The following is a 12,506-nucleotide window of genomic DNA, read 5'->3' on the forward strand; positions in this document are numbered from 1 at the left end:
AACAAACAAACCAACAAACCAACCGGAACCCCGATGCTCCCTGCCGCACCCAGCGCCGATATGACGAATGACATGCCGCCTCCCGCCGTGGTCTGCCATTGGATAAGACGGCTGCTGCGGCGCGCTGAGCTGGCGCAAGATCCTCGGCGGGTGCAATTGGCAGCGCAAGACCCCGGTATCGCGCAAGCCGTCCGCTATGCTGCCGACCCCGCCTACATCACCGCGTATCCGGCCTGGCCCCGCGCCTCGGCCCTGGCGCAGGCCGCCGGCCTGGGCGAAGCCGGCACGGAAATCCTGGCATTCCTGATCGCCGCCGAGACGTCCCCGCCGCTGCAGAGGTGCCTTGCTGCATTTGGCCCGTTGACGCAAGAGGGCATGGCTGCGGTACTGGCCACGGCACTGTACCGGCCAATGGCCGTCGTGGCGCAGGGCCTTGCGACAGCCACTGCGCTTTGCCGCGCGGCACGGCTTGCCGCGCCGCCAGCCACGGCGGGCCTGTCCCAGGCATCCATGCCGAGCTGAGCCACGGCCATGCCTGCGAGCAGCCAGCTGGCTTTCGAGCGGATCGCCCAGCGCACATTCGATGCAGTCAATCGCAAGCGGGAAAACCGGGAGTGGCACAAAGCGTTCTGTTCGTTCGCCTGCCCGGACCAGAAGGTGGGCGAAGCCGTCGTGCATGGCAACGCCTTTCGCTACCTTGCGGCAGCCGGCCAGCCACTCGCCCACGACTTCTGCCGGCAAGACGCCGACCAGCTAGACCCGCACGGGCAGCCCCGGCTGATCCTGGTGCTGGAAAGCCCGCACAAGGCCGAGTTCGCCCCGCTTCCCGGACCCATGGCATCCTCTGTCGCCAGGGGACGCGGCCGTATCCCGGTCGGCCCGGCGCGCGGGCAGAGCGGCCGGCAGATCCGGGCCAGGCTGCACGCTTGGCCGCTCCCCCAGGCGAGCCTGCCCAGCATGGTGCCCGGCGCGCGCTTCGACCTGATCCTCGTCAACGCGATCCGCCACCAGTGCTCACTCGCCTACACGCCGGCCTATTACCGCGACGCCGTGTTTGCCGCCGCCTGGGCCTGCCCCACGATCGGCGCGGACCACTTCGCCCGGCGGCTGGACGCCATCTGGCGCGGCAACGGCAAGGACATCGTCGTCAACTGCTGCACCAAGGGCGCTGCGCCGCACGCCGGGGCGCTGAAGGATGCCGTGCGCGCCGCCATCGCAAAGCTTGCCCAGCCACAAACCGGGCGCCTTTGCCTTGTGCCGGAGCTGACGCATCCCAGCCACTGGGTGTACCTGCCCAAGGCCACAGCATTCACAAGCGCCGGCTAGGGGTTTCAGCACGATGCCCCGGCCTTTGCGCTCCGGCAGCGGCAAGCCGGGGCTCGCCCGATTTGCGTTCCCTGCCCTATCGGCACACTCGCCGGCCCAAGTGGCCGATCGATGCCTGAACAAAAAAGGCGGCGCACGCGCCCAGACGCGCGTGCGCCGCCTTCACGGCATCAAGCCTGCATCAACCTGCATCAAGCTTTTTTCACGCCTTCTTCACCCACGCACTGCACCAGCCCTTGGTCGCGACCTGCTTGCCGGCGAACAGCGGGCAGCCGCCGCTTGCGTCCGCCGCCTTGCCCTGGAAGAGCTGGCAGTTGCCGCAGTGCTGGCTGGCGTCATGCTTCGGGTACTTGGTCTTGTCCACCTTCGACGAATCCGCCTTGTAGCCAAGGCCGACCGCCTGCGGATCCTTTTCATCCACCATCGGGCCGCTTCCCTGTGCCCGGGTTGGCAGGGAAACACCCAGCGCGCCGGCCGCCGCGATGATCGGAATGCCTTTCAAGAAATGACGACGAGTTGACATCTTTAATCCTCTATTTTTCTGTGGGGGACAAACCGGACAGGGCCGCGCCTTTTGCAACCACGCAAGCCACCGTCCGTCAACCATCGGCGCGCCCATGACGGCGCCCGCCGGATACCAGCCCGGACGCAGGCCACGCCCCAGCAAAAAACCAAGTGTCAGACACGTCGGTTCAAAGTGCGCGCAGCCGGCACCCGGAGCCACCGTCATGGCCGGCTCCAGACTTGTATCCCGATTGAGTTTAGCCGACGCCGATTGCGTTGACGTTGCGCGTAGTCATGGAATGCGATCGATCATCGATCCATGCCCTGCGCGCACCCGGAATCCGGCCCGCCGATCGTATGGGGCCGGATCCGGCGGGGAAGAACGTTCTAGCGCCGCCCGCCCACATCCACAATCGCCCCGTTTGGCGCGACCATGTAGTAATCCGCGCCAATGGCAACCCAGTGGTGGCCCTTCGACGGCTTCGGCAGGTCATGCGAATGCCAGTCATCCACGACATATTGGCGATCACGGTACTCCGCGGGGAGCCTGTCGCCCTTATGCCAATGACCCGGCCCGCTACGCGCGTTGTCCCGATCGTCACCCGGCCGCCCACGGTCATCCCGGGGCGGCTGGCCCTGGTATTGGTAGCCACGGTCAGAGTCGCGGTCCGGCTGCGCAGAACTTTGGGCCGAAACCAGGAACCCGCCGGCGAGCATCACGCCCAACAGCAGTTTGCTTCTCACGGTTTTCGTCATCAGGCACTCCTTTTTATTAGCCGCTGTAGCCATGCCGGCCGCGCTGGCCGCGCCGGCCCTGGCAGGACATCGTCAACAAGGCCAAAAGCACCAGCAGTCCACGCAAATGGCTTGTCGCCATGGACTGGCACGCAACTTCGATGCCCGACTTAAGGATAGTGGCTGCGGCGCAGGATGCCGGCGAGAAGCGCCGGATCAGGCGCACATCACGCATGCGCGGAGCAAAAATGAAGTGCGCAGGGAGACTGGCAAGAACATGATGGCGGTAAATGCCCGCCATCCGTGTAAGAAATACAAGCCGATTTGACCAGGACGCGGCGCGCAAGGCGCGCCTGCATCACAAGGCCTGCCGCAAGCGATCAGGCATGCGCGCCCTGCAGCGTGCCGGCAAAGCGGTGTTGCCCCGGGGCGTCGTCAGGGGTGGCTTCCAGCTTGAACTCGCCCACCGCGTTCTGCAACTGGTGCGCCTGTTCCGCCAGGGCCGATGCGGCGGCGGCGGCTTGTTCCACCAGCGCGGCGTTCTGCTGCGTGACCGCGTCCATTTCCATCACGGCTTGATTGACCTGCTCGATGCCGCCGCTCTGCTGCGCCGATGCCACCGAAATCTCGCCCAGGATGGTGGTGACCTGGCTGGACGCCGTCACGATCTCGCGCATGGTCTGGCCGGCATGCTCCACCCGCGCGGAGCCGTTGCGCACCTGCTCAACCGAATCGCCGATCAGGCCACGGATTTCCTTGGCGGCCGCGGCGCTGCGCTGCGCCAGCGTGCGCACCTCGCCGGCCACCACCGCAAAACCACGCCCTTGCTCGCCCGCGCGCGCCGCTTCCACGGCAGCGTTGAGCGCCAGGATATTGGTCTGGAACGCAATGCCCTCGATCACGTCGATGATGTCGACGACCTTCTTGGAGCTGGCGCTGATCGCCTGCATGGTTTCCACCACCTCGCCCACCACGGTGCCGCCGCGCTGCGCAATGTGCGAGGCATTGGCCGCCAGCTCATTGGCCGCGTGCGCGCGCTCGGTATTCTGCCTGACCATGGCGGTCAGCTTGCCCATGCTCGATGCGGTTTCCTGCAGCGCCGCGGCCTGCTCCTCCGTGCGCTGCGAGAGGTCGGCATTGCCCTCGGCAATCTGTTTGGAGGCGTCGGAGATGGAATCGGTCGACTCCTTGATGCGGGTCACCAGGTCCGTGAGCATGTCCTCCATCTCGCCCATGCCGGCCAGCAAGCGGCCGAATTCGCCCTTGCGTTCGGTTTCAAATTCCTTGCTGAGGTCGCCGGAGGCCACGGTCTCGGCGATATAAACGGCCTCGCCTAGCGGCTCGGCGATACTGCGCGCAATGCCGTAGGTAAAGGCGGCGCCCACCAGAAGCGCGACAAGCCAAAGGGTAAACATCAGGGTACGCGCGCCATCGATGGCTTGCTGCGCGTCACCGCCGCCGGCCCCGGGCAAGCGGTCCAGCCCGATCGCGATTGCTGCGGCCATCAAGAGCAAAACCACCGCGAATCCCACGCCAAGGCGCGTACGGATGGTCAGGTTGGCAAATGACATCATTGCTGCATCTCCCCTTTTTATGTGGACTACGCCTTCTTCGTCGCCTGGATAACGGCGATGCGCGCAGAAACTTTAGGAGAAATCCTGGATGCCTTCATCCGCTCCGTCCTTAGAGCCCGCTCAGCCGGGAAGATGGCCCGGCGCCGCCCCGTCGCCCACACGGCTGCCCGCGGGGAAATGCACGCCGGCGCGCTGGGCCGCCCGGACGATGTGATCCGACATGGCGCGCTGGGCCAGGCTGGCATCGCCCGCGGCCAAGGCGTCGATGATGGCGCAATGCTCGGTGTAGGTGGCATGGCGGCTGCCGCGCTGGTAGAACGGCAGGCGCTGGCTTTCCTGCATGACGTCGGTGCTGTTGCGCAGGATATCGGCGATGGCGCGGTTGCCGGCGATCGCGATGATGCGCATATGAAAATCAAAGTCCAGCCGGGCGGCCTGCGTGAAGTCGGACGCGTCGATGCACACCCGCATGGCCTCGGTGTTCTCGCGCAGGGCGTCGATGTCTTCCGGCAGCAGCGCCGCCGCGGCCAGCCCCACGGTGAAGCCCTCCAGCGCGAAGCGCAACTGGTAGATGTCGGTCAGCGAATGCGATTTGGAGAAACGCCATGGCGGCGGCGCGCCGTCGCCTGCGTCGGCGGCCACGTACACGCCCTTGCCGGGGCGCGAGACGACCAGCCCGAGCCCCTGCAGCGTGGACAACGCCTCACGCAGCGAGGTGCGGCTGATGCCGAGCTGCTCCGACAGGTCGCGCTGCGAGGGCAACAGCGATCCGGCCGGATACTTGCCGCCCTCGATCCACTCGCGGATCAGGTTCGCGGCGTTGGCGGAGATGGCGGTAGCTGTGACCATTGGATGCGATGAAGCCCTGCGCGGGATCGTGAAAGATGGAGGCCGGCGCTTGCCGCCGGATCGACGGCAAATTGTACTCGACGGCCCGCCCGGAGCACGCCCCGGGCAGCGCCATCGCATGCCTGCCTGGCTTACTTGTTCACCAGCCGCGCCGGTACCGTATAGGTCAGCGCCGCGCCGCAAAGCAGCACGCCAGCCAGCACGAACATCGCCAGGTTGGTGCTCTGCGTCGCGTCCTTGATCAGGCCGATCATGTAAGGGCTGACAAAGCCCGCCAGGTTGGCAAACGAGTTGATCATGGCGATGCCGGCAGCGGCGCCCGCGCCGGATAGCAGCGCGGTCGGCAGGCTCCAGAACAACGGCGACGTGGCCAGGCTGCCGCCCGCAGCGAGCGCCAGTGCGGCGAGCGAGAGCACCACGTTGTCGCTGAAGATCGCGCTCAGCGCCAGACCGGCGGCGCCGCAGCAAAACGGCACGATCAGGTGCCAGCGGCGTTCGCGCATGCGGTCGGAGCTACGGCTGACCAGGATCATCGAACACACTGCGACGGAGAACGGGATGGCCGTCAGCAGGCCGATATTCAGCGCGCCGCTCACGCCGGACTGCCGGATCAGGGACGGCAGCCAGAACGTCAGCCCGTACTGGCCCATCACCGTGCAAAAGCAGATGCAGGCCATCTTGATGATGCGGCGGTCCGAAAACAGCTGCCGCATGGTCATGTGCCCGCCTTTGGTGGCGTTCTCGTTGGCGATGTTGCGCTCCAGCAGGTCTTTCTCACCCTGCGTGAGCCAGCGCGCCGAGCGGATGTTGTTGTCCAGGTAGGCCAGCACGGCAACGCCGACCAGCAGTGAGGGCAGTGCTTCGATCAGGAACATCCATTGCCAGCCGCGCAGCCCCGCCACGCCCTGCATGGACTCCATGATGAAGCCGGAGAGCGGGCCGCCGAAGATGCCCGACACCGGGATCGCACACATGAACAGCGCCACCATGCGCGCGCGGCGGTGCGACGGGAACCAGTAGGTCAGGTACAGGATCATGCCGGGGTAGAAGCCCGCCTCGGCCGCGCCAAGCAGGAAGCGCAGCACGTAGAACTGCGTGGTGGTCTGCACGAACACCATTGCCGCCGAAATCACGCTCCACATGATCATGATGCGCGAGATGGTCGCCTTGGCGCCGATGCGGTGCATCAGCACATTGCTCGGCACTTCAAAGAAGAAGTACCCGATGAAGAACAAGCCAGCGCCCAGCCCGTAGGCGGACTCGCTGAACTGCAGGTCACCCAGCATATGCAGCTTGGCAAACCCCACGTTGACGCGGTCCAGGTAGGCCACGACATAACAGAGCATCAGGAACGGCAACAGGCGCCAGGCAACCTTGCGGTAGACGGCGTTTTCCTGCGCCGCCGTCGCGTGGGCGGCGGCTGGCTCGGGGGCTAGCGATGGGGCGGTGGTCAGGGACACAACGGTTTCCTCCTCAGGTGGCTCGGCTTGCTATCTCAACTGGTATTACCAGTCTGTTTTCTTGGAGATGGCGAAGGATACGTCCCGGCGTCTCCCTGGGAAAGCGGCGTAAACCCTGTGATATTGGCGCCTTGACGCCCGTCATTGACAATCGGATACTGGCACCACTGGTATTACCAGTTGATCCGCGGAGGTTAGCCAAGCGCCTTCCCGGCCACTTCTTACCCATGACAAGAGGAAAAAGGAAAAACGTGTCTGCTCCCGACGAGAAGGCGATCCAGCCCCCACTGCCATCCCGAGCGCCGGTGCGCCTGCAGGTGGAGCCACTGACCGTAGCCGCATTCGCCCCGTTTGGCGATGTCATCGAAAGCGAGGGGCGTGCGCCGATGGTGATCAATGGCGGCATGACGCTGCGCTATGACGACCTTGCCAGCGTCGATGTCGGCACGCAGGGCGGCCGCGCGCTGATCAGCTTCTTCGACGCGCAGCCTTATGCGCTGCCGCTCGGCATCCGTGCCATGGAGCGGCACCCGCTCGGCAGCCAGGCCTTCGTGCCCCTGGACGAGGCCGCCTTCCTCGTGGTCGTGGCGCCCGTTGGCGACCAGATCGACGAATCGGCCATCCGCGTGTACGTCACCAACGGCAGGCAAGGCGTGAACTACAAGCGCGGCACCTGGCATCACTCGCTGATCGTCACGCAAGGCACGGCGCGCTTCCTGGTGGTGGACCGCGGCGGCGAGGGCCACAACTGCGACGTCATCGAGCTGCGCGGCAACTACCAGGTGGCGGGGTAAAGGCGTCGTCGCCGGTCGCGAATCAGGTGCAGGACGGGTGCAGGACAGCATCGGCTTGATCCTGGCTTGATTCCCCCGCTGCCTGCGATTGGCGCAGCGGATCAAGCTGGCGGCATCGCAACGCCCTCAGTCCACCGTGATCTGGCGCTTGCGAATCACGCCGGCCCAGCGCGCGCTGTCCTGCTCGATCGTGGTGGCCAGTTCCTGTGGCGTGCCGCCGCTGGGATCCATGCCGAGCGTGGCCAGCTTCTCCTTGAGCGCCGGGTTCGCCAGGACTTCAAGCGCCTGGTGATTGATGCGGGCAATCACCTCCCTTGGCGTGCCTGCCGGGGCCATCAGCGCGTACCAGGAAACCGCCTCGAACCTGGGGAAGCCCTGCTCGGCAATGGTGGGCACGTCGGGCATCACCGCCAGGCGTTTCTGGCTGGCCACGCCGAGCGCATGGAGCTTGCCCGCCTTGACGTACGGCAACGCCGACGAGACCTGCGCGAACATCATGGTCACCTGGCCCCCGACCAGGTCGGTCATGGCCGGGCTCACGCCCTTGTAGGGAATGTGGTTGAGCCTGACCTTGGCGTCCAGCTGCAGCAACTCGCCCGCCAGGTGCGCCTGGCTGCCGGCCCCGGGCGAAGCAAAGGTCAGCTCGCCCGGCTTTTGCGCCGCCAGCTTGAGCAGATCCGCGAGAGAAGCGGCGGGGACGTTGGCGCCGACCACCAGCACGTTCTGCGCCGTCGCCAGCATCGTCACCGGCACCAGGTCTTGCGCCTTGTACGGCAGGCTGCGGAACAGCGAAGGATTGACGGCGATATTGCCCACCGGCACGACCGCCAGCGTATAGCCGTCCGGCGCGGCCTTGGCCGCCTGCTCCATGCCGATGGTGCCGGCCGCGCCCGCCTTGTTCTCCACCAGCACGCTCTGGCCCCACGCCTTGGACAGTCCCTCGCCCACGACCCTGCCGAGCACGTCGGCGGGCCCACCCGCCGGGAACGGCACGATCAGCCGCACGGGCTTGGACGGATAGGCCTGGGCGCTGGCCAGCATCGGCAACCCGGCGGCCAGCAAGGTCATCAGGAAACGCTTCATCGACATTTCTCCACGTCAGTCGGACTAGCAGACAATCACAAAAACGGACTCCCTGGCACGGTCGGGCCGCACGCAAGCCGCGCTCGCTGCCGTGGCGGTCATGGGCGCGGCTGCCTGGCGTCAAGGGTGCCGGTCAGCGCAAAGCGCGCGCGGTCGGCTTCGCTAGCGTAGCGCGCCAGCACGTCATAGTCCTGCGCGGCGACGCATGCAAAGCGCGCCAGCCGCAGCTGCGCGAGCCAGCCCGCGCAGGCCGGGTCGCGATGCAGGCCCAGCAGCACGGCGCGCACGCGCGCCACGGCGGCGTCGCCGGCCTGCGGCGCGGCCACCAGCGGCGGGATCGGGGACGCCGGCGTCACCGCCACGCTGCGCACCTTCGCCATCAGCTCAGGGACATGCATGCGCAGCAGGTCCAGCACATAGCTGTCGACCACGCCAACCTCGGCATCGCCGCCGATCACCGCGTCGATCACCTGGCGTGGCGTGGGGGTTGGCGCCGCCGTTGGCCGGAACAGCGTGGCAGCGCCAGCGGCAGCCTTTGCCATCAGGTAGTGCCGCGGCGCATTGAAGCCGGAGTTCGATTCCGGCAACATGCAGGCCAGCCGGCCGCCAAAGGCCAGCTCCAGGGTGGCGAACGCCGCATCGTCGCGCACGATGAACTCGGTGAAGTATTCCGGCCGGTCCCCGTAGCGCGGCAGCGATGGCACCGGCGCCGCCAGCAGGCGATGCCGGCTTCCCGCGCTGACGAACGGGAACCCGCACATGAAGACGCAGCCGCAGTCCGGCCGCGCCCACAGCGCGCTGACCGGCGCCGGCGCGGCATGCTCGACGTACGTCCACGCCACGCCGGCGCGCTCGCCCACGTAGGCAAACAGCGCACGCCACGCCTGGGCCACCGGCGCGGCCACCGCATACATGCGCGCGTTGGCGATCATGCGTAGACGAGCTGCTGGCCAATGCCCATGCGCTCGGCCTTCTTCATGATGGCGTGGCCAAGCGCGATATCGCTCAGCGACAGGCCGCGGTGCCAGAACAGGTTGGTCTCGTCATCGCTCTGGCGGCCCGGCTTGCGGCCCGCGACGATATCGCCAAGCTCCGCGTGCAGCGTCTGCGCGGACAACTTGCCCGCCTCCACATGCGCGCGCAGGGAGCCAAACATGCCGCCCTTGCACTGCGTCCAGTCGTCCACCACCAGCTTGCTCATGATGTCGGTCAGCGACAGCTCCACCGCGCTCATGGTCCCGTACGGCACCACAAACGCGCCCGGCTTGATCCACTCGGTCTTGAGCAGCGGCGTGGGCTTGTCCAGCCGCGACGCCTCGACCACGATGTCCGCGCCCCGCACGCACGACTCCCAGTCCTGCGTGACGATGACCTTCTTGCCAAGATCCTTCTCCAGCCGCGCGGCGAACGCGTCGCGGCTTTCCGGGCGGCGCGAATGCACCCGGATCTCGTCGAAGTCGAAGAGGCTGTCGAGCAGGCGCACGTTCCAGTACGACGTACCGCGCGCGCCGATATGGCCAAGCACCTTGCTGTTGCGCCGTGCCAGGTGGCGAGCGCCCAGCGCGGTCACCGCGCCGGTGCGCGCATCGGTGATGAAGGTCGCGTCGATCATCGCCACCGGCATGCCGGTGCGAGGGTCGAACAGGTTGAGCATGGCCATCTCCGACGGCAGGCCCAGCTTGTAGTTGTCGACGTAGTCGCCAACGATCTTCACGCCGGCCAGCCCCAGGGGCGCCACATAGCCCCGCAGCACATTGAAGTGGCCATTGAATGCCGGGTCTGGAATCAGGTGCACGCGCGGCTCGATTACCGTCTGCTTGTTGCCTTGCGCCAGCAGGCCCTGCTCGACCGCGTCGAGGATTTCCTGGTCGGTCATCGCGAGCTTGGCAATGTCACGGCCGTTGATGTAGGTCAGATGGATGTCGCTCATGTGTTTTCCTTGTCTCCCGCAATGGACGTTGGGGCGATGCACCGGCATGCATCAGGATGCCCCGCGATGGGCCATGCATCCCCATCGCGGTGCCGGCGCCAATCGCACCTGGCGCCGCCTTGGTGCGCGTGTGCAAGCGCGCTGCCAGGACCCAGTGTAGGCAGCCTCACCCTTACTGTCATATGCTTATATATCCGCGTGACTTAACATCAGGTTAATAGGTTGAAATCATGAAAATGAACCTCCGGCAGATCGAAGTGTTCCGCGCCGTGATGCTCACCGGATCGATCAGCGGCGCGTCCAAACTCCTGTATGTGTCGCAGCCCGCCATCAGCCGGCTGATGTCGCACACCGAGCAGCGCCTGGGGCTGGAACTGTTCCGCCGCGTGAAGGGACGCCTGCATCCCACGCCGGAGGCCAGGCGGCTGCTGGGCGAGGTCAATGTGGTGTACGAGGGGATCGAGCGCGTGAACGAGATCGCGAAAGACCTCGCAACCAACCGTACGGGCAGCCTGCGCATTTCATGCAGCCCGAATCTCGGGCAGACGGTGCTGCCCCGCGCCATCGCCTCGTTTCGCGCCGCGCATCCGGCCGTGCGCATCGTCGTGCGCACGCAGATCCCAGGCAACATGCTGCGCGCCCTGCTCTCCGGCCAGGCCGAGCTGGCCGTGTCCAACATGCCGCTGGCGCATCCTAACCTGGAATCCCGGCTGCTGGTGAAGAACCCGATGGTGGCGCTGGTGCCCGCGGGGCACCCTTTGAGCGGGCGCAGCTACGTGCGCCCAGCCGAGCTTGCCGGGGAGCCATTGATCGGCTACGGCGCGGATGTGCCGTTCGGCTTGCTGGTGCGGGAAATGTTTGGCAGCGGCTTCGACGACCTCGATATGCGCATCGAAGTGGAGCAGGCGCACGTGGCGCGCGCGCTGGCGCAGGCCGGGGCAGGCATCGCGCTGGTCGATGCCATGACGGTGTTCGGGCAGGCGTGGCCCAATATCGTGGCGATTCCGATCCGGACCAAGGTCAATGCCTCGGTCCAGATCTTCAATATCCAGTCCGAGCCGCTGTCGCGGCTGTCGCTGGAGTTTGCGCAGGAACTGGTGGCGCGGATGAAGGCTTGAGGCTTGAGGCTTGAGGCGTGCAGGGGTGATCGGGTCGACGCACCCGTGCCACCGCTTACCTCTTCAACGGATGCGCCAGGAAAAACCGCACCATCTCCGCGCTGGCATCGGGCCCGCTCGCATCGGTGTACGAGCCATGCGTACTGCCACCCGCCCACGCGTGCGGCGCGCCATGCAGCAGCCAATACTCCGCATCAACGCCATCGCGCGACTTCAACTGACGGCGCGTGAAGGCGCGCCCGTTCTGCTTGCTCCGGCACTGGCTGTCCTGCTCACCGCCAAGCTGGAATGCTCGCAGCAGCCGGTCGGCGTTGGACACATGCACCGTCTTATCCGCGTCTCCCTGGAAGACGATCAGGGGCCGCAGCGGCGCGGCCTGCGCGTTCGCCATGTGCTTGCCCGCCAGCTTGCCGCCCTGCATCGCGGCGAGTGCCGACGGCAAGTCATGCGCGCTGGCATACGGCAAGCCGGAGTGGATCCCCGCCGCGGCATACAGGTCGGGATAAGCATGCACCATCACGGCGGCCATGGCGCCGCCGGCGGACAAGCCGGCCACGTACACGCGATCGGGATCGACCGGATGGCTGGCCATGACTTCCCGCGTGATGCCCGCGATCAGTGACGGCTCGCCCAGCTCACGCTGCTGGTCGCCCGGCTTGAACCAGTTCCAGCACCTGGACGAGTTCGCCGTCGCGGGCTGGATGGGATAGGCAACCAGGAAACCGTGCTGCCTTGCCAGCGCATTCATGCGGGTACCCGCCGCAAAATCGTCGGCGTCCTGGGTGCAGCCGTGCAGCATCACCACCAGCGGCAGGCGCTTGCCCGCGAAGCCGGCCGGCACGTAGAGCTTGTAGGCGCGCTGGCCGGCGTGTCCGGCATGGCGCCGGGTGGTGAAGTGGCCGGTATCCTGCGTGCCGGGATGCGCTGCGTTCTCCTGCGCCTGGCGCGGCAGCAGCGCCTCGACAACTTGCGCAGGCTGGAAGCTGGCATTAGGCACTGCGCTGTTGCCGCGCAACGCGCGCGCAATGACCTCGGTGGCTTCCAACGGCCCCGCGGTGCGCAGCAGCGCCATGGCTTCCTGCATGGAAGCCAGGAATTCTTCGTTCATCTTCATCATGGTGTCCTTCTACGTG

General features: G+C 66.5%; 14 protein-coding genes. 5 read left to right on the forward strand and 9 right to left on the reverse strand.

Annotation, left to right across the window (positions count from 1 at the left end):
- The first annotated feature begins 156 nt into the window (after positions 1-156).
- Positions 157-522, forward strand: coding sequence for a hypothetical protein (locus F7R26_RS31540; RefSeq protein WP_150986075.1), 366 nt, complete (start codon positions 157-159; stop codon positions 520-522).
- A 9-nt stretch (positions 523-531) separates the two neighbouring features.
- Complete coding sequence (locus tag F7R26_RS31545) at positions 532-1,326, forward strand: hypothetical protein (protein WP_150986074.1); 795 nt, start codon at positions 532-534, stop codon at positions 1,324-1,326.
- A gap of 202 nt (positions 1,327-1,528) precedes the next feature.
- Here the strand turns inward: F7R26_RS31545 and F7R26_RS31550 are convergent, their stop codons facing one another.
- A complete protein-coding gene (locus F7R26_RS31550; RefSeq protein ID WP_150986195.1) occupies positions 1,529-1,849 on the reverse strand; it encodes a high-potential iron-sulfur protein in 321 nt (106 codons plus the stop codon).
- Positions 1,850-2,217: 368 nt separating this feature from the next.
- Positions 2,218-2,586 carry an RcnB family protein gene (locus F7R26_RS31555; protein WP_241754602.1) on the reverse strand — a complete coding sequence of 123 codons (369 nt, stop codon included), beginning with the start codon at positions 2,584-2,586 and terminating at the stop codon, positions 2,218-2,220.
- A 31-nt stretch (positions 2,587-2,617) separates the two neighbouring features.
- On the opposite strand from F7R26_RS31555, the gene F7R26_RS31560 reads away from it, so the two are divergent.
- A complete protein-coding gene (locus tag F7R26_RS31560; protein WP_150986072.1) occupies positions 2,618-2,893 on the forward strand; it encodes a hypothetical protein in 276 nt (91 codons plus the stop codon).
- Positions 2,894-2,945: 52 nt separating this feature from the next.
- Here F7R26_RS31560 and F7R26_RS31565 read toward each other — a convergent pair whose 3' ends face one another.
- The 3 genes from F7R26_RS31565 to F7R26_RS31575 form a co-directional block, all read right to left on the reverse strand.
- The gene (locus F7R26_RS31565) at positions 2,946-4,139 is read right to left on the reverse strand and encodes a methyl-accepting chemotaxis protein (protein ID WP_150986071.1); all 1,194 of its coding nucleotides are present in this window, start codon (positions 4,137-4,139) and stop codon (positions 2,946-2,948) included.
- 120 nt (positions 4,140-4,259) lie between these two features.
- Positions 4,260-4,988: a FadR/GntR family transcriptional regulator gene (locus F7R26_RS31570; protein ID WP_150986070.1), complete on the reverse strand. Its 729-nt coding sequence runs from the start codon at positions 4,986-4,988 to the stop codon at positions 4,260-4,262.
- Between the two features lie 131 nt (positions 4,989-5,119).
- A complete protein-coding gene (locus tag F7R26_RS31575) occupies positions 5,120-6,442 on the reverse strand; it encodes an MFS transporter (protein WP_150986194.1) in 1,323 nt (440 codons plus the stop codon).
- Between the two features lie 257 nt (positions 6,443-6,699).
- On the opposite strand from F7R26_RS31575, the gene F7R26_RS31580 reads away from it, so the two are divergent.
- Positions 6,700-7,242 carry an ureidoglycolate lyase gene (locus F7R26_RS31580; RefSeq protein ID WP_150986069.1) on the forward strand — a complete coding sequence of 181 codons (543 nt, stop codon included), beginning with the start codon at positions 6,700-6,702 and terminating at the stop codon, positions 7,240-7,242.
- Between the two features lie 126 nt (positions 7,243-7,368).
- Here the strand turns inward: F7R26_RS31580 and F7R26_RS31585 are convergent, their stop codons facing one another.
- The 3 genes from F7R26_RS31585 to F7R26_RS31595 form a co-directional block, all read right to left on the reverse strand.
- Positions 7,369-8,325: a Bug family tripartite tricarboxylate transporter substrate binding protein gene (locus F7R26_RS31585; RefSeq protein WP_150986068.1), complete on the reverse strand. Its 957-nt coding sequence runs from the start codon at positions 8,323-8,325 to the stop codon at positions 7,369-7,371.
- A gap of 98 nt (positions 8,326-8,423) precedes the next feature.
- The gene (locus tag F7R26_RS31590) at positions 8,424-9,257 is read right to left on the reverse strand and encodes a phosphate/phosphite/phosphonate ABC transporter substrate-binding protein (protein ID WP_193692190.1); all 834 of its coding nucleotides are present in this window, start codon (positions 9,255-9,257) and stop codon (positions 8,424-8,426) included.
- Positions 9,254-10,255, reverse strand: coding sequence for an ornithine cyclodeaminase family protein (locus F7R26_RS31595; protein WP_150991643.1), 1,002 nt, complete (start codon positions 10,253-10,255; stop codon positions 9,254-9,256). The genes F7R26_RS31590 and F7R26_RS31595 overlap by 4 nt, the downstream gene beginning before the upstream one ends.
- Positions 10,256-10,485: 230 nt before the next feature.
- Here F7R26_RS31595 and F7R26_RS31600 point away from each other — a divergent pair, with 230 nt between their 5' ends.
- Complete coding sequence (locus F7R26_RS31600) at positions 10,486-11,373, forward strand: LysR family transcriptional regulator (RefSeq protein WP_150991646.1); 888 nt, start codon at positions 10,486-10,488, stop codon at positions 11,371-11,373.
- 55 nt (positions 11,374-11,428) lie between these two features.
- On the opposite strand, the gene F7R26_RS31605 is transcribed toward F7R26_RS31600, so the two are convergent.
- Positions 11,429-12,487: an extracellular catalytic domain type 1 short-chain-length polyhydroxyalkanoate depolymerase gene (locus F7R26_RS31605; RefSeq protein WP_150991771.1), complete on the reverse strand. Its 1,059-nt coding sequence runs from the start codon at positions 12,485-12,487 to the stop codon at positions 11,429-11,431.
- Between the last annotated feature and the right edge of the window lie 19 nt (positions 12,488-12,506).

This window comes from Cupriavidus basilensis, assembly GCF_008801925.2.
Taxonomy (GTDB): domain Bacteria; phylum Pseudomonadota; class Gammaproteobacteria; order Burkholderiales; family Burkholderiaceae; genus Cupriavidus; species Cupriavidus basilensis.